The organism is Paenibacillus sp. FSL R10-2778 (genome assembly GCF_038593035.1).
GTDB classification, from domain to species: Bacteria; Bacillota; Bacilli; order Paenibacillales; family Paenibacillaceae; genus Paenibacillus_AQ; species Paenibacillus_AQ odorifer.
This window is the reverse complement of record NZ_CP151956.1, coordinates 6,896,003-6,911,996: the sequence shown is the minus strand read 5'-3', so window position 1 is coordinate 6,911,996 and position 15,994 is coordinate 6,896,003. Positions and strand designations below refer to the sequence as shown.

Here is a 15,994-nt window from a genome sequence, read left to right as displayed (position 1 = left end):
GGATCAAGAGATGAATATTGCATTTTTTTTACTTCCGAAACAGGAGGTGGCCTGCGTAACGCTCGATTCTACGCTGCGCCAAACGCTTGAGAGGATGGAGTTTCACCGCTATACAGCAGTCCCGATTCTTAACCGTAATGGAGAGTATGCCGGCACGGTAACGGAAGGTGATCTGCTCTGGTACATGAAAGAGTCGGAGGGTAAGGTTTCGTTTGAGAACGCTTCAAAATTTTTGCTGAAGGACGTTCCATTACGTATGAATAACAAGCCGGTCTCAATTGATGCGGATATGGAAGATCTAATTAATTTGGCTAAGGTGCAGAACTTTGTACCTGTGGTCGATGATATGAACCGGTTTATTGGAATTGTTCGCCGGAGTCAAGTCATAGAATATTGCGAGAAATTTGTAACAAGACAATCACAGGAATCATTATAGTCCCAGTGTATTCGCGGTTATAGAAGCTATCGGAACAAGGCCTGTATTTCCGGCGATAACGGAATGCGGGTCTTTTTTAAAGAAAGCTCCTCTCCAAAAAGAGGCATAGTCAGCATGGATTGAAGCATACTTAAGGGGCGCGGGGCGTCCAGTGTGACACCGAATTTTTTATGCTATAATGGAGAATAAAGCTTTTTGCCGGAGGTAGAGAGACGTGTCCAATGTGCCGAAGGATCTGGATGTAGCCAAGCGCGCCAAGGTAATTGAATGGCTGAAAACCGAAGTGATTGATCAAGTTTCAAGGTTATTTAAAGCGTTATGGGAAGGCAGTACTACCCGTGTCGGTGACAGTCTGGCTAGCTTGATTATGAGCTCTTATATTTTGGGCCGCAGACTAGGGATTCCTTATCGTTCTTTAGATGACTTGCTACTGGAGAAGCTTAGAAAGCACAAGCAGGAAGGGCATCAACTGGAAGATTGGTACCAAGATATATCTGCTTTAGAAGAACATATGCGTAAGAGGTGAATACTGTTGAAATTTCGCTGGTCATCTGTGGCTTGGAGCGTAGCATACTTACTTTTGCTGCTTAGTTTAACGACTCCACTCCTCATCATCACTACCCTGTTTATGATTGTTCCGGCAGTAGTGTTGTTTACTACACTGAACACGAGACAATTTGTACTGCATGTATTGCCGGTGTTGCTGATTGTAGGCTTGATTACACCAATTTATCTGTTGATAGCTGCGTATTTCTTAATACCGGCTCTGGTTATGGGGCGTTGGTATAAAAGACATGCCCCGGCCATGTCTACTGTGATCGCAGGTACGGTTACGATTCTTGCACAGTTCCTGCTGCTTTTGCTGCTGGGTACGGCATTATTTAATTTTGACCTGTCTACCTATGTGAACGATGTATTGCAAATGGTTAATTCACCTCTGTCTGAGCTCGGAACTACTAATCCTCTGCTCACTGATATTGGATTTTCAACTGAGGATGTAAACAAGATAAGTCATATGACGGTTCAAATGATCCCTATGACTCTAATCGTAAGCTCCTTCATGATTGCTGTGATTACGCATTCTATTGCCCGCCCGATTCTGAACAGTATGAATTATGCAGTACCTAAGATGAAGCCTGCACGTGAATGGAGACTTTCGAGATCTTTTATTTGGTACTATCTGATTGGTGTTGTTCTACAGCTCTTCTTCTCAGGGTCGGAGAACAATTTCATCCTCATGATTTCTGCCAATCTTCTGCCATTGCTGCGAATTGGCTTTATGATTCAGGCCATCGGATTTTTCTTCTTCCTGGCGCATGAACGCAAATGGAACAAGATGTCTGCCGTTTTGTTAGCGATACCGGTTATTTTACTGCCGCCGCTGCGCATTATTGGTATTATTGATCTTGCGTTCCCACTGCGGGAGTATGTGACCAAATCGAAACGATAGGGTGAGAGTTCATGCCTAAATTTCTGCAAAGACGCTGGCACGGCTATCATACCGTATGGGCGTTCATGCTGCTGTTGGTCCTTATTATAATTGTCAGTGTTTATAACTGGGCGCTTGGGGTCGCCGGCCTGTTTCTGTCAGGTACTTTATGCTTCTATATGTTGAAAGCGGAGATCTCGTTCCGCCGTAATCTGGTGGAATATATTAATGGGCTATCTTTCCGCATTAAGCGGGTAGAGGGCGAAGCAGTCAGCATGCTGCCGCTTGGAATCATTCTGTTTAGCGAGGATCGAACGGTGGAATGGAATAACCGCTATGCCGGCGATATTTTCGCACGCAAGTCTTTAGTTGGGGAATCACTGCAAGAATTATTGCCTGATATGCAGTCTTTTTTCACAGGTGCTGCAGCGGGTAAACGGGAGGTCGCCAAAGAGGGGGTGCTCCATGACACCCGCCTTGAGATCACCGTGGATGAACGATTTTATCAAGCTGTCATTATTCCGAGTGAGCGTATTCTATACTTGTATGATATCACTGAGCTTGTGGTGTTACGTGAGCGGTATGAGGATGAGAAGCTGGCGATCGGCATAGTGATGATGGATAACCTGGATGAATCTGCTCAAGGAATGGATGATCAACAGCGAACCTCGCTGATTGCTAAGGTGACGAGTGAAATCACTGAATGGAGTAAGCAGTTTGAGGTTTATCTGCGGCGGTTGTCCTCGGAACGTTATCTAATGCTGCTTAATCATCGTAGCCTGCAAGCGTTGGAAGAGAGCCGCTTCGTGATTCTAGATGAAGTCAGAGAAATGACTGCTGATCTTAAGGTACCCATGACACTGAGTATTGGTCTGGCCTTTGGCGCAGACTCTGCAAGTGAATTAGGGGCATTGGCCCAATCCAGTCTAGATATGGCGCTTGGCCGAGGTGGTGATCAGGCGGCTGTAAAAGCAGGCCAACGGTTATCCTTCTACGGCGGCAAGAGTAATGCTGCTGAGAAGCGTACCCGAGTGCGGGCGCGGGTCATTGCGCATGCTTTGCGGGATCTGATGCAGGAGAGCGATCGTGTGCTGATCCTCGGTCATCGGACACCGGATATCGACGCTGTAGGTGCTGCAATCGGCCTGTTAAGGGCTGCGCAGATGTATAATGTAGAGGCTAGCATTGTGATGGAGACTCCTAATCCATCGATAACTAACATGATGGAGCAGATTCGTAAGGATGATGAATTGTATAAGTCATTCATCACAACGGAGCAATCCCTACAGATCATGACAGAGCATACCCTGCTTATTGTTGTGGATACACACAAGGCGTCTATGACGATGGAGCCGCGGCTAGTGCAATATGCCAGCAGAATCGTAGTGGTGGATCATCACCGCAGAGGTGAAGAGTTCATTAACGATGCTGTATTGGTGTATTTGGAGCCATACGCTTCATCGACTTGTGAGCTGGTGACAGAGCTGCTTCAGTATATTCATGAGAAGGTAAAGATCAGTCCGCTGGATGCTACAATGTTGTTAGCGGGGATCACGGTGGATACGAAGCATTTTGCGCTTCATACGGGGTCGCGTACCTTTGAGGCCGCAGGCTTCCTGCGCCGGAATGGTGCCGATACTGTACTTATTCAGCGCATGCTCAAGGAGGATTTACAGGAGTATATTTCCAAAGCCGAAATTATCAAACATGCGCGGATGGTGTATGACCAAATCGCGCTCGTAGTTACGGCACCAGGCATGAAAATTCCGCAGCTTCTTATTGCTCAGACTGCGGACACGCTGCTTGGGATGACCAACGTAGTCGCTTCATTCGTCATCAGCGAGCGGCCTGACGGCCTGATTGGCATTAGTGCCCGATCACTAGGACGTATGAATGTACAGGTCGTGATGGAGAAATTAGGCGGCGGAGGGCATCTGTCCAATGCCGCGGTACAGCTTGAAGGAACATGTAAAGAAGCAGAAGCCAGATTACTGCAGGTGCTGGCTCAAATCGAATCGAAAGAGGGGTTATTCGAATGAAGGTCATATTCATAAAAGATGTTAAGGGTCAAGGTAAAAAAGGTCAGGTTAAAGAGGTATCCGAAGGTTATGCTTCTAACTTCTTATTGCCACGTGGATTGGTTCGTCCGGCAACGGAAGGTAACGTGAAGACGCTGGAGAATCAAGCGGCTGCTGAACAACGCCGTAAAGATAACGAAAAAGAAGAAGCACAGCAATTGGGTAAGAAGCTTGACGAGCTAACACTGACAATGAAAGCAAAATCAGGTGAAGGCGGACGTTTATTCGGTGCTATTACAAGCAAACAGATTGCTGAGACACTGGCTTCCACCAAAGGAATTACTATTGATAAGCGCAAGATTGAATTAGGTGAGCCAATTCGCCATATAGGAGTATTTCAAGTAAGCGTAAAATTGCATACTGAAGTAAAGGCCACACTTAAGGTTGAGGTAACGGAGGAGTAACATGGGTGGAGATCTCTTTTTCGATCGGGTTCCCCCGCAGAATCTTGAAGCCGAGCAGGCGGTAATTGGTGCGGTTCTGTTGCAGGATGAAGCGCTCATTACTGCAATGGAACGGGTGAATACCGAAGACTTCTACGATAAAGCGCATCAAATGATTTTTGAGGCGATGGTGCAGCTCGGAGAAGAGAGCCAGCCGATTGATCTTGTTACACTTACGTCCAGACTGCAGGACAAAGGAGAGCTTGAAGATATTGGTGGGGTTAGCTACTTAGCTAAGCTGGCGCATGCCGTGCCTACTGCTGCTAACGTAGAATACTACGCCCAGATTATCGAAGAGAAAGCCATGCTGCGCCGTTTGATTCGCACAGCCACGCAAATTGTGAGCGAAGGTTATACTGGCGGTGAAGATGTAGCCGATATGCTGAGTGATGCAGAGCGGCGCATTCTTGAAATCTCCAACCGGCGGAGCGGCAGTGGATTTATTGCGATCCGCGATGTCTTGATGGAAGTGTTCGACAAGGTTGAGTTGCTTCATCAAAATAAGGGGGGTACCTCAGGTATCCCAACCGGATTTGTGGATTTAGATCATATGACTAACGGATTCCAACGTAACGATCTGATCATTGTTGCGGCTCGTCCATCTGTTGGTAAGACTGCATTCGCCCTGAATATTGCACAGAACGTGGCAGTACGCGCTAAAGAAACTGTTGCGATATTCAGTCTGGAAATGTCAGCGCCACAGCTGGTACAGCGGATGATTTGTGCTGAAGCCAACTTAGATGCCAATATTATGCGTACCGGTGACTTCAAGAGTGATGATGATTGGTCCAAGCTGACGATGGGTATTCAGTCTCTATCTGAAGCGGAGATTTATATCGACGATACACCAGGTATCACGGTAACCGATATTCGTGCAAAGTGCCGGAGACTGAAGAAGGAAAAAGGACTTGGCATGATCGTCATCGACTACTTGCAGCTCATTCAGGGCCGCGGTAAAGGCGGAGAGAACCGTCAGCAGGAAGTATCGGATATATCTCGTACACTGAAGCAGATTGCTCGTGAGCTAGATGTGCCGGTTATTGCCCTGTCGCAGTTAAGCCGGGGTGTAGAGCAGCGCCAGGATAAACGTCCAATGATGAGTGACTTGCGTGAATCGGGTTCTATCGAGCAGGATGCCGATATTGTTGCGTTTCTGTATCGTGATGATTATTACAATGCGGATACGGAGAAGAAGAATATTATTGAGATCATTATAGCTAAACAGCGTAATGGTCCCGTAGGCACGGTAGAACTGGTCTTTCTTAAAAATTTCAACAAGTTCGTTAACTACGAGCGAGCACATGCGGAACCATTTGCTGGTTAAACCTGACATGTATAATTCCCGAACGATTGCACATTTCTTTGTGTAATCGTTCGTTTTATTTGACTTTGAAAAAAACCGCTGTTACACTGAGAATTGTCCTTTAGCGGGTTAAATCTGCTTGGCGTCCGGAGGGCCACGTACATAAGAATGACGTATAGGGTCCATATTATGAAAAATAATGGTGCTAAGTAGCACCTACGGAGGAATGAACATGTCAACGGTAGTCGTCGTGGGAACACAATGGGGAGACGAAGGTAAAGGGAAAATCACTGACTTTCTAGCGGAAAGTGCAGATGTGGTCGCCCGTTATCAAGGGGGCAATAATGCCGGTCACACGATTCTGATTGACGGTGAGAAGTTTAAGCTCAGCTTGATCCCTTCGGGTGTATTTTATAAAGAGAAAACTTGTGTAATTGGTAACGGAATGGTTATTAATCCGGCTGCCTTGATCCAAGAAATTAATTATATTCACGAGAACGGTTTTGATACTAAGAACTTAGTGATCAGTGATCGTGCTCATGTCATTATGCCATACCATATGGTGCTGGATGCTCTCGAAGAAGACCGTAAGGGTCCGAACAAGATTGGTACTACACGTAAAGGTATCGGTCCTTGTTATATGGATAAGGCAGCACGCAACGGTATCCGTATTGCTGACTTGATGGACGCTGAGGAATTCGAACTGAGACTCCGCCCCTTGATGCAAGAGAAGAACCAAGTGATTACGCAGGTCTATGGTGCCGAAGCTCTTAACGTAGAAGAGATTCTGACTCAATACCTGGAATATGCAGAATTGCTGCGTAATTATGTAACAGACACCTCTGTTATTCTTAATGATGCCATTGATGCGGATCGCAAAGTGTTGTTTGAAGGTGCGCAAGGAGTAATGCTTGATATCGATCAAGGCACGTATCCGTTTGTTACTTCATCCAACCCATCTGCCGGTGGGGTGTGCATAGGTTCTGGTGTGGGACCGTCCAAAATCAAACAGGTTATTGGGGTTGCAAAAGCCTATACCACTCGTGTTGGAGATGGCCCGTTCCCTACAGAGCTGAATGATGCAACAGGTGATTATATCCGTGAAACAGGTCATGAATATGGCACAGTTACCGGACGTGCACGCCGTGTAGGCTGGTTCGACAGTGTAGTTGTGAGTCACGCTCGTCGTGTAAGTGGAATCACAGGGCTATCTCTTAACTCGCTGGATGTACTTAGCGGACTTGAGACTGTGAAGATCTGCACAGGCTACAAATACCGTGGTGAGGTAATTACTCATTACCCTGCTAGCCTCAAAATGCTGGCAGAATGTGAAGCGGTATATGAGGAGCTTCCAGGCTGGAGCGAAGATATTACTTCTGCAAAAACGTTGGATGATCTTCCAGCAAATACACGCAGATATGTTGAACGTGTATCTGAGCTTACAGGTATTCCGATTGCTATCTTCTCAGTGGGTCGTAACCGTGAGCAGACGAATCAAGTATTGCCAATTTATATCTAAAACCTAGTTATACTAAGGAGCCTCGTTAGAGGCTCTTTTTTTTGTTCTGAGGACTATCTCTCTCTCTTTTGGTGCCTAGATTTATACCTAGACGTTTCCCAAGGCCGGTTCTAGTCAATACTGGATGTATAGAAGAACATGTACATGATCTACCAGATAGACTTGAACATAGGTGAGAGGAGAAATGAAGATGAAGATCGTGAAGCGTGCACTTAGCGTATGTCTGATTGTGGTACTTGCCAGCACTCTTTCAATTCTAACAACGGGCGTGGTTGTAAATGCTTATATTCAGTCGGTACTGGCTAGCTTCGATATTAAAGTGAATACTCCCGGTCCGGGATTTGGAGGAATGATTCGGAGCATCATTGGCATGGATAACAAATCTGACTCGGATACAGCCAATAAAGAAGTAACCACAGGGAGTACAGTTAGCAAGGAGACCGACAAAAGCACGGATTCGCCAGCTAAAGGCAAGGGCGAGCCCGTAGATGATAATACTCCGACTGATGCCTTACCAGTTATGGGGCAAGTTACAACCGAAAGTTCAGCTGATAACGGAAGTGGAAGTGTTGGTGACCAACAATTAGTAATGACACCTGAGGCACTCAGTGACTTCAAAGATAATCTTCCATCGGAAGAGAAGGTAAATATATTCAATATTTTGATGTCCAAACTACCACAGGATGAGATGGCAAAAATTTCAACAGCGATGGAGGATGGATTAACAGAAGATGAGGTTAAAGAGCTGCAACAGGTAATTGCAAAATATGTTGATGCAGACGAATATGAGAGCATAATGAAAATGCTTACACCAACTACACAATCTACGCAATAGCTTTTATAATTGTCACTTTATAGACACAAGAAAAAGGTTAAAATTTCATATTTGCGCAAAAAACCCGCGTATTTGGCGGGTTTTTTGTCATGTCTAAAGTTGAAATTTTTCTCTAAGCTATGGTACAGTAAACAAGGACCTCAAGAGGTTAAATTTTTGTAACCTCCTTAACAACCTTTTTATAGGTTCATTAGAAGCAGGAATTAAGCACTAGTATACGCAGAAATTTACATGGACGTAATCTATATAATCGAGGTCGTACAATTAGCTTGGCCGCTTTTGTCGGAAGTAAAAGCGGACTGAAAGGGAGAGTTTCATGAAGGGATTTAAGTTCATGCGTCGGATGAGCAAGCTGCAGGATGGACATCCAGCAGAATCCGAGGCGAATGTTCAACAGAGCCACAATTTCGATCACGACTCCAAACACTTTCAACAAGAGAAAGGTACTCGCAGATTTCGGCGTGCTTGGATTTTGGGATCTGTCGGCCTTGTGCTTCTAGCTACGGTGTTGGTTGGAGCAGAGAAAAAGTATGTAGCCGCTAACACGGTTACCTATTATCAAGTGTTGGTGAAGGGTGAAGAAGTCGGAAGACTTACCGATCAGACGCAGCTTAACCAGCTATATGATAAGAAACAACGAGAATATCAGGAGAAATATCCGAATTCAACCATGGTGCTGCAAACAGAGGGCATAACAATAGAAGAGCAGAAGGCATACAAGCCAGAAGTTGATAGTGAGGCGACACTTACTAAACTAGATGGAATGCTGAAAGCTTATGCGGTAGGCGTGCAATTGATGGTAGATGGCAAGGCCGTTGGCATAGTTAAGGATCAGGAGACTGCTAATGCTGTGCTCGAAGGGGTAAAAAATCATTATGTCCCACAAGCAGAAGTAGCAACGACGGCTAGTAAGCTAACGAGAACAGCTGCTTCCAGCTCATCTGCTGCAAAAGCGAAGGCTCCAGAGCAAGTAGAGTCGGTAGAGATTAGTGAAGATATTTCTATCGTTCCTATCAAAGCAGATCCTAATAAAGTGTTGGATGTGGAGGCAGCGGTCCAGACACTTACCGAAGGCAAAGAGGCGCCTCTTCTTTATACCGTTCAAGAGGGTGATACGATTTCGGGGATTGCCAAACGGTTTGAAATCACCCAAAAAGAGATTTATAGTAACAACCCTAACGTGAAAGAGCTGACGTTGAAGATTGGAGATACACTGAAGCTGAAGGTACCCCAACCAGATGTTACAGTAGTAACTGTGGAAAAAGTGACTGAGCAGATAGTGACTGAGCCGGAAGTGGTTGTGCGTTCGAGCGATCAGCTAGCGGCAGGCAAAAGCAAAGTGGTTCGTCCAGGACAAACTGGACTTAAAGAAATGGAGTATCGGGTAACAAAGGAAAATGGCACGGTTGTTCAAGAAGAATGGTTAGGCCAGACCGTTATAAAAGCCTCGCTGCCAGAAGTTGTTTATCGGGGAACGAAGGTTGTTGGTGAAGGAACAGGCATGTTCAGTTGGCCGGTGAGCGGGGCAACCCTGACAAGTAGCTTCGGTGAGCGTTGGAGCCGTGCCCATAAGGGTATTGATATGGTATCTAGCAATCGGAATATAAAAGCTTCTGATGCCGGGACCGTAATCTTTGCAGGGGTGCAGAATGGATACGGGAATGTAGTTATTGTGGATCATCGCAACGGATACCAGACCTATTATGGTCATTTAAAAAGCATCTCGGTTTCTACAGGCCAACGCTTGGAGCAGGGTGGCAAGATTGGCGTAATGGGCAGCACCGGACGTTCGACGGGTACACATCTGCATTTTGAGATTCGGAAGAATGGCACTGCTGTAAATCCAATGAAGTATTTGCAATAATTCATACTTAATCCTTTAACTGCTCGATTTTAATCGGGCGGTTTTTATTTTTTTTAATCTACGAGTGACGGCAAAGCCGTTTCTTTTTGCGGGGCAGGGGGATTGCTTATTTCGTAGGATGTGACGGTTAGACAGGTATGTTAAAATAAAGGAATGATCATTAAGTAAGGATAGGAAGGTGAAGCTGGGACATGCAGATGGGAACGATTCTGGTAGTAGATGATGAACAGCCTATTGCTGATATATTGAAATTTAATTTAGAAAAAGAAGGCTACGAGGTTATTTGTGCTTTTGATGGCAACAGCGCAGTGGAGCTGGCATTGTCCAAAAGGCCGGATCTTATGCTGCTTGATCTTATGCTGCCCGGCAAAGATGGCATGGACGTCTGCCGCGAGGTGCGTTCTGCGCACTTGGACATTCCTATCATTATGCTTACAGCCAAGGACGGAGAGATTGATAAGGTACTTGGCCTGGAGCTTGGTGCTGATGACTATGTGACCAAACCTTTTAGTACACGTGAATTGCTGGCCCGAGTTAAAGCCCAGATGCGGAGACAGCATAAACCGTCACCACAGGGGATGGCGAGTGAACCAGCAGAGAATAAGCAGGGCATTTATCATTTTGATCTGTTTATAGATACAGATATGTATATGGTCTATAAGGGCGGGGAGCCGCTTGACTTGACCCATCGTGAATATGAGCTACTCTACTATATGATCAAACATGCCGGTAAGGTGATGACTCGGGAGCATTTGCTGCAGGCAGTGTGGGGATTTGAGTATTTCGGTGATGTGCGGACCGTTGACGTGACGATCCGTCGTCTAAGAGAGAAAATTGAGGAGAACCCCAGCAAGCCCGAATATATTTATACTCGGCGTGGACTTGGCTATTTGATGCATAGCCCTAAAAATGGAGGACTGTGATGAAGTGGCGGTCCTTTATCCGGACAATTCAGGCAAAACTTATTATTATTTACGTGTTGCTGATTCTGATAGCTATGCAGTTGATCGGGGTTTATTTTGTCAGCTCGATGAAGAACTCGTTAACAGATAATTTCACCAAGGACCTTAAAGCACGTGCTGAGATGTTGTCTATCCTGACTGCTGATAAATTTGGTAGTGAGGCTGGAACGGCTGATGAGGAAACGGCTGTGGAGAGTCTGCGCGGGATGGTCAATAATCTGTACATTAACGGGGCCGAGATTCAGGTACTGGATGCCAGCGGCAAAATCATCACCACTTCTGTTCCCTCGCAGAATGACTATGTCGGGCAGCGTAACACCCAGACAGTTGTGAATCGGGCCTTGCAGGGCATCAGTGATAACGAGGAATATATTATTGCGGATGATAATGTGCGGAAAAAGGTTGTGGCTAAGCCTGTGCTCTCGGGGGACAAGGTAGTGGGCGCAATCTATATTGCTGCTGACATGAAGGATCTATACGCCACGATGGGCCGGATCAATAGTGTATTTATCTCAGGTTTGCTGTTAGCTCTAGCGTTAACGGTTGTTTTATGCGTCATTCTGGCGCACACCATTACGCAGCCTATTAAGGAAATGACGAGGCATGCTACGGCGGTCGCTGAAGGCCGATTCAATCGTAAAATGCCCGTATTGGGCAATGATGAAATTGGACAACTCAGTCAGGCATTCAATTATATGACCGGTAGATTGCGTGAGGCACTCTCGCAGAATGAAGAGGAGAAGGAGAAGCTTACCTCTATTCTGACGAACATGAGTGATGGTGTTGTGGCTACAGATGAGAACGGAGTAGTGATTCTGATGAATCGGCGGGCAGCATTGATGCTCGGAAATGAAGGTCCGTTGCCGGAAGGTGCTCCTCTAGATAAACTGTTGGGCTTAGATTACGAACAAAGTGGATCTCTGGCTAAAGGTAATGCCCAATCTGCAATGCTTCATCTGACCCATATGGGTGGAGAAGATTCTAATATTGTAAGAGTGACGTTTACTCCGATTCATCGTCGTGAGGGTGGCATTGCCGGCACAATTGCTGTGCTGCAGGATGTCACCGAACAGGAGAATCTGGAGGAATCACGCCGGGAGTTCGTGGCGAACGTTTCGCATGAGCTAAGAACACCACTTACCACTATTAAAAGCTATGTTGAAGCACTGGATGATGGAGCACTTGAAGATCCGCAGCTGGCGGTTCGGTTTGTTGGGGTGATTCGCAACGAAACGGAACGGATGATTCGTCTGGTTACGGATTTACTGCATCTTTCCCGTCTGGATTCCAAGGAAGCTCTTCTTCGAATTCAGCAGACGGATATTACCGAGATGCTGGAGGATGTGGCGGATCGTTTTTCTTTTCAAATTCGGCAAAAGCGTATCGATATCAGTACAAGGGTCCGCAAAGATGTTACTACGGCGTGGCTTGATCGTGATCAAATCGACCAGGTCTTGGGGAATTTGGTCTCCAATGCGCTAAAATATACGCCAGAAGGCGGTACAATTGAATTGGAAGCGTTGAAGAATGAGGATGGAATGCTCTCCATTTCTGTACGTGATTCGGGGATAGGGATTCCGAAAAAAGATATCGAGCGGATCTTCGAACGATTTTATCGCGTGGATAAGGCACGTTCGCGGAACATGGGAGGCACTGGACTTGGCCTTTCCATTGCCCGGGAAATTGTGAAGGCACATGGAGGCTCCATTTCCCTGCAATCCGAGCTAAATGAAGGTTCAAAGGTAACCTTTACCCTGCCTTTGAACGAGCAAAGGGGGAGTGAGGCGTGAAGGAACGAATCAAATCATGCATTCTAGCCTTGCTCGTGCTCGGAAGCCTGGTTGAAAGCTATTATTTGATCTACCGCTTGCCTGGTGCTGATTCTGCGGTGCTTTCTGAGAACCTGTATGTGAAGACAGATAATATGGGTCCGGAAGAGAAGGTAGAGAACCTGTTATACCCTGACAAAATGATCATCCATATGGGGGAAGGCAAGCATACGCTTTTTTATCCGGACTCTACGTTCTATAGCTTGATCATGAATCGCTTAAAAGGTCGTGGCTTTGAAAGCTTTCAGCGGCACTCGGTACAGGATTATGATTGGGATAAGATCCGCAATGAGAATCCTGGGATTGAGCTTTCGTTCGGAGCGGGCATTCCGGTAACGTTATTGCAGCGGGTGATGCAGTTATCGCCAGATTCCCTTTTTGAAGGAGAAAGCATCGATCGCATTTGGATCTATAACATTAAGAACGATTCCAAGGCCCATGCTATTTTCTTCAGTACGAGAGGCGACATCATATACGAAGCGGCAAAAGCGGATTTAACGGTTCAGGATGTGCAGCAGCATGTTGATTTCGGTAAGAATTGGACGCCTTACAAGACCGTAAGCGGGGATTATTATGTGCCAGACAGTAAGATTTCTCTGGTTCAGGTAGACATGCCTTCCGGGATGTACACCATAGAGCAAATGCAGAGTAATCTTTTCTTCGATGTTGGAAGTACTAGATATATCCGGGAGAAAAACGGCTCGGAGATTTATACGGACAGCAAACGAAGCCTTCAGGTGGACCAGGGTAAGAACTGGATGAGCTATAGCGACCCTGCGGCTCTTCCAGCTGGAGAAAGTACCCCTGCCAAGGATGCTTTGGAAGCTGTAGAATTTGTGAACCAGCATGGCGGATGGAATGGGACTTACCGTTTGGAGGCTACAGAGGAAGGCAGACAGGAGAGAAAGGTCTCTTTTCAACAATATTATGGCTCCTACCCGTACGGCTCCTATCCGATAATGAGCCATTCATCATTACAGTATGGTGTAATAAATCTGGAACTGCAGCAGGGAACAGTATCCTCTTATGAACGTTCTCTAATCTATATAGATGAAAGTAAGGCCGTAAAAAAGGTAGTGGAGCTATCTGGAGGTGCGGATCTGGAGTATAGGTTGTCTCTGGTCAGTAAAACTTCGGCAGTGAAGGATTTAACGCCTGCTTATGTGCCTGAGGTGAAGGAAGATCATCTGGAGCTGATACCTGTCTGGAAAGTTACACTTAGTGATGGCAGCGTGCTTACTTTGAATTAATGGGCAAGTGGTTCATATAACATTTAGGAGGTTCGGGTATGGATTGGGGAAGAGCTAAAAATGTACTGATTTGCGCCTTTTTAGGTCTGAATCTGCTGCTATGTTACCAGCTGTGGGTCGATTTGCGCGATCAGGTTAGTGCTAATCTTGATTTTACTTCCCTGTCTGCTGAGACCCAAGCCGTAATGGAGCAGAAAGGGATTCGTGTATTGTGTCCCATTCCGGCTTCTACCCCGCAGCTTCCTAACATTACTTATCGTTATTCTGCTGAAGAACAGACTGAACCACCAATTAAATTAGATGTACCTATAGACAGCAAGCTGATCTATTCTTCCTTCTCAGAGCTTAGCAAGGCGCTTGAAGATAAGATTCCTGACATTTCCAATTATCGCTTTGATTCACAGGAAAGTGAGGTTGGGAAGTTCGTTCTTCATCCGCTGGTTCAAAATCAGTGGTCGTTGTTCCGTGTTAGGCTAGAGTTGATTAACAGTGATCAAAAAATCGTAGCTTACCGCTGGCCGAAGATTGAAATAGGGACAAGCAGCAGCGATAAAGAACAGAAGGTGCTTCCAGCATCGCAAGCACTTAGTAGTTTGATAGAGAAGTATTTCCCGGCAGATTCCGTAGTGAAGGAGATTGAGCTGGGATATTACGGTGAGCTGTTCAACTCGGAAAGTCAGGTAGCTTCGCCGATGTGGCGGTTTATGCTGGAGAACGGCAATGCCTATTATGTGGATGCTATTAGTGCGGACATCATCAGTCCTAAGACAACAGAGTAGAAGGAGTAAGGAAAATGGGGATTTCATTTACAGTACTGTCCAGTGGTTCTACCGGCAATGTAACGGTGGTACGAAACGGGGAGACAACACTTATGATTGACGCAGGTTTTAGTGCCAAGCGGATTGATGAGCTGTTGGCCATGCGTGAACTAACGGGTAATGATATAGACGGGATTCTAGTTACACACGAACATTCCGATCATATCAAGGGACTCGGGGCCATGGCCCGTAAATACGATCTTCCGATTTATGCGAACACCAATACCTGGGGAGCTATCGAGAAGGGAATTGGTAAAATACCGGAGTATAACCGTATGATCATGGAGTCTGGCCAGCACAAGGATTTCGGCAGTATGCGAGTAGAATCCTTTGCGATTTCTCATGATGCAGCGGAGCCAGTGGGTTACAATTTTTATGATGGAAAAGAGAAGTTATGTGTAGCTACAGACCTGGGCTATGTTAGTGATAAGGTAAGAGATGCAATTTCAGATGCAGATGTATTGGTGCTGGAGGCGAATCATGATATCGAATTGCTGAGAATGGGACGTTATCCGTGGAATACGAAACGGCGCATCCTAGGCGACATGGGTCACCTTTCCAATGAGGCAGCTGGAGCTGCGCTTAGCGAAATTCTTACAGGGCGGACTAAACGGACCTATTTGGCGCATTTAAGCCGGGATCACAATATGATGGATTTGGCAAAAATGTCAGTACGCGGCGCAATGGAGGATCGGGGCTGTTTTTTCAAAGATAGTGAGTTCAGACTGTGTGATACGTATTATGATCAACCTACGCCATGGGATAAGCTGAGCCAGTCATAAACTGATCAAGTTCAGCGGTCTTGCGATCTAATTCTTGGCGGGAGATTAGACCTTTTTCAATCATCAATTCGATCATTGCGCTAAAGGCAAGGGTCATGTGGTAGTGTTCATCCTTTAAGTCACCAAGCTTACCGATAAACTCGACTAAATCCATACTTGTTGAAAAAGAACTCATAATTAATCCTCCTTTAATAGTGTGAATATATAGTGTAATTAGAACTGAAAACTGTAAAAAATTCGCAGGTGTTTTAGCTGAGGAAAATCCCGAATTGCAGGTTGCCTGTGATACAATTAAAAGCGTGATGAGCAATGCTAAAATTTTAGGGACACTTCTATTTTATTGTAGTCTTTTAAGTTGCAAAATATTCCTAATAGAGAAGATATATTAAAAGATTATCATAATCTAACGATTGACCGAAACTCTTGTGGGGTTAATGGATAAAGTG

General features: G+C 45.7%; 15 protein-coding genes. 14 read left to right on the top strand and 1 reads right to left on the bottom strand.

The window, feature by feature from the left end; translation table 11 throughout:
- The first annotated feature begins 10 nt into the window (after nt 1–10).
- The 14 genes from NST40_RS30915 (at nt 11) to NST40_RS30850 (ending at nt 15,548) form a co-directional block, all read left to right on the top strand.
- Entirely contained in the window at nt 11–436 is a 426-nt protein-coding gene (locus NST40_RS30915; protein ID WP_036677795.1) for a CBS domain-containing protein, read from the top strand.
- Nucleotides 437–659: 223 nt separating this feature from the next.
- The gene (locus tag NST40_RS30910) at nt 660–962 is read left to right on the top strand and encodes a MazG-like family protein (protein ID WP_170914153.1); all 303 of its coding nucleotides are present in this window, start codon (nt 660–662) and stop codon (nt 960–962) included.
- 6 nt (nt 963–968) lie between these two features.
- On the top strand, nt 969–1,886 hold the full coding sequence (locus tag NST40_RS30905) for a DUF2232 domain-containing protein (RefSeq protein ID WP_076124314.1): 918 nt from the start codon (nt 969–971) through the stop codon (nt 1,884–1,886).
- 11 nt (nt 1,887–1,897) lie between these two features.
- Nucleotides 1,898–3,904 carry a DHH family phosphoesterase gene (locus NST40_RS30900; RefSeq protein WP_342410297.1) on the top strand — a complete coding sequence of 669 codons (2,007 nt, stop codon included), beginning with the start codon at nt 1,898–1,900 and terminating at the stop codon, nt 3,902–3,904.
- Nucleotides 3,901–4,347: a 50S ribosomal protein L9 gene (gene rplI / locus NST40_RS30895; protein WP_036677804.1), complete on the top strand. Its 447-nt coding sequence runs from the start codon at nt 3,901–3,903 to the stop codon at nt 4,345–4,347. Before NST40_RS30900 ends, rplI begins: the two co-directional genes overlap by 4 nt.
- A gap of 1 nt (nt 4,348) precedes the next feature.
- The gene (dnaB, locus tag NST40_RS30890; RefSeq protein ID WP_036677807.1) at nt 4,349–5,710 is read left to right on the top strand and encodes a replicative DNA helicase; all 1,362 of its coding nucleotides are present in this window, start codon (nt 4,349–4,351) and stop codon (nt 5,708–5,710) included.
- A 211-nt stretch (nt 5,711–5,921) separates the two neighbouring features.
- Entirely contained in the window at nt 5,922–7,208 is a 1,287-nt protein-coding gene (locus tag NST40_RS30885) for an adenylosuccinate synthase (RefSeq protein WP_342410296.1), read from the top strand.
- Nucleotides 7,209–7,398: 190 nt separating this feature from the next.
- Nucleotides 7,399–8,043: a hypothetical protein gene (locus NST40_RS30880; RefSeq protein WP_076124311.1), complete on the top strand. Its 645-nt coding sequence runs from the start codon at nt 7,399–7,401 to the stop codon at nt 8,041–8,043.
- Between the two features lie 316 nt (nt 8,044–8,359).
- On the top strand, nt 8,360–9,907 hold the full coding sequence (locus NST40_RS30875) for a M23 family metallopeptidase (RefSeq protein WP_076276327.1): 1,548 nt from the start codon (nt 8,360–8,362) through the stop codon (nt 9,905–9,907).
- A gap of 191 nt (nt 9,908–10,098) precedes the next feature.
- Nucleotides 10,099–10,830: a response regulator YycF gene (gene yycF, locus NST40_RS30870; RefSeq protein WP_076124308.1), complete on the top strand. Its 732-nt coding sequence runs from the start codon at nt 10,099–10,101 to the stop codon at nt 10,828–10,830.
- Nucleotides 10,830–12,659: a cell wall metabolism sensor histidine kinase WalK gene (walK, locus tag NST40_RS30865; RefSeq protein WP_036677817.1), complete on the top strand. Its 1,830-nt coding sequence runs from the start codon at nt 10,830–10,832 to the stop codon at nt 12,657–12,659. Before yycF ends, walK begins: the two co-directional genes overlap by 1 nt.
- The gene (gene yycH, locus NST40_RS30860; RefSeq protein ID WP_076124306.1) at nt 12,656–13,948 is read left to right on the top strand and encodes a two-component system activity regulator YycH; all 1,293 of its coding nucleotides are present in this window, start codon (nt 12,656–12,658) and stop codon (nt 13,946–13,948) included. Before walK ends, yycH begins: the two co-directional genes overlap by 4 nt.
- Before the next feature lie 38 nt (nt 13,949–13,986).
- Nucleotides 13,987–14,727, top strand: coding sequence for a two-component system regulatory protein YycI (yycI, locus tag NST40_RS30855; protein WP_036677823.1), 741 nt, complete (start codon nt 13,987–13,989; stop codon nt 14,725–14,727).
- A 14-nt stretch (nt 14,728–14,741) separates the two neighbouring features.
- The gene (locus tag NST40_RS30850) at nt 14,742–15,548 is read left to right on the top strand and encodes an MBL fold metallo-hydrolase (protein WP_036677825.1); all 807 of its coding nucleotides are present in this window, start codon (nt 14,742–14,744) and stop codon (nt 15,546–15,548) included.
- On the opposite strand, the gene NST40_RS30845 is transcribed toward NST40_RS30850, so the two are convergent.
- Complete coding sequence (locus tag NST40_RS30845; RefSeq protein ID WP_342410294.1) at nt 15,517–15,723, bottom strand: hypothetical protein; 207 nt, start codon at nt 15,721–15,723, stop codon at nt 15,517–15,519. The two genes, NST40_RS30850 and NST40_RS30845, sit on opposite strands and share 32 nt — an antisense overlap.
- Nucleotides 15,724–15,994 lie beyond the last annotated feature (271 nt).

Bases quoted from the DNA above. Each gene is read 5' to 3' on its own strand.
- yycI (WP_036677823.1), top strand. From the start codon at position 13,987: ATGGATTGGGGAAGAGCTAAAAATGTACTGATTTGCGCCTTTTTAGGT.
- NST40_RS30845 (WP_342410294.1), bottom strand. From the start codon at position 15,723: ATGAGTTCTTTTTCAACAAGTATGGATTTAGTCGAGTTTATCGGTAAG.
- NST40_RS30880 (WP_076124311.1), top strand. From the start codon at position 7,399: ATGAAGATCGTGAAGCGTGCACTTAGCGTATGTCTGATTGTGGTACTT.
- dnaB (WP_036677807.1), top strand. From the start codon at position 4,349: ATGGGTGGAGATCTCTTTTTCGATCGGGTTCCCCCGCAGAATCTTGAA.
- NST40_RS30915 (WP_036677795.1), top strand. From the start codon at position 11: ATGAATATTGCATTTTTTTTACTTCCGAAACAGGAGGTGGCCTGCGTA.
- yycF (WP_076124308.1), top strand. From the start codon at position 10,099: ATGCAGATGGGAACGATTCTGGTAGTAGATGATGAACAGCCTATTGCT.
- NST40_RS30875 (WP_076276327.1), top strand. From the start codon at position 8,360: ATGAAGGGATTTAAGTTCATGCGTCGGATGAGCAAGCTGCAGGATGGA.
- NST40_RS30850 (WP_036677825.1), top strand. From the start codon at position 14,742: ATGGGGATTTCATTTACAGTACTGTCCAGTGGTTCTACCGGCAATGTA.
- NST40_RS30885 (WP_342410296.1), top strand. From the start codon at position 5,922: ATGTCAACGGTAGTCGTCGTGGGAACACAATGGGGAGACGAAGGTAAA.
- NST40_RS30900 (WP_342410297.1), top strand. From the start codon at position 1,898: ATGCCTAAATTTCTGCAAAGACGCTGGCACGGCTATCATACCGTATGG.
- rplI (WP_036677804.1), top strand. From the start codon at position 3,901: ATGAAGGTCATATTCATAAAAGATGTTAAGGGTCAAGGTAAAAAAGGT.
- walK (WP_036677817.1), top strand. From the start codon at position 10,830: ATGAAGTGGCGGTCCTTTATCCGGACAATTCAGGCAAAACTTATTATT.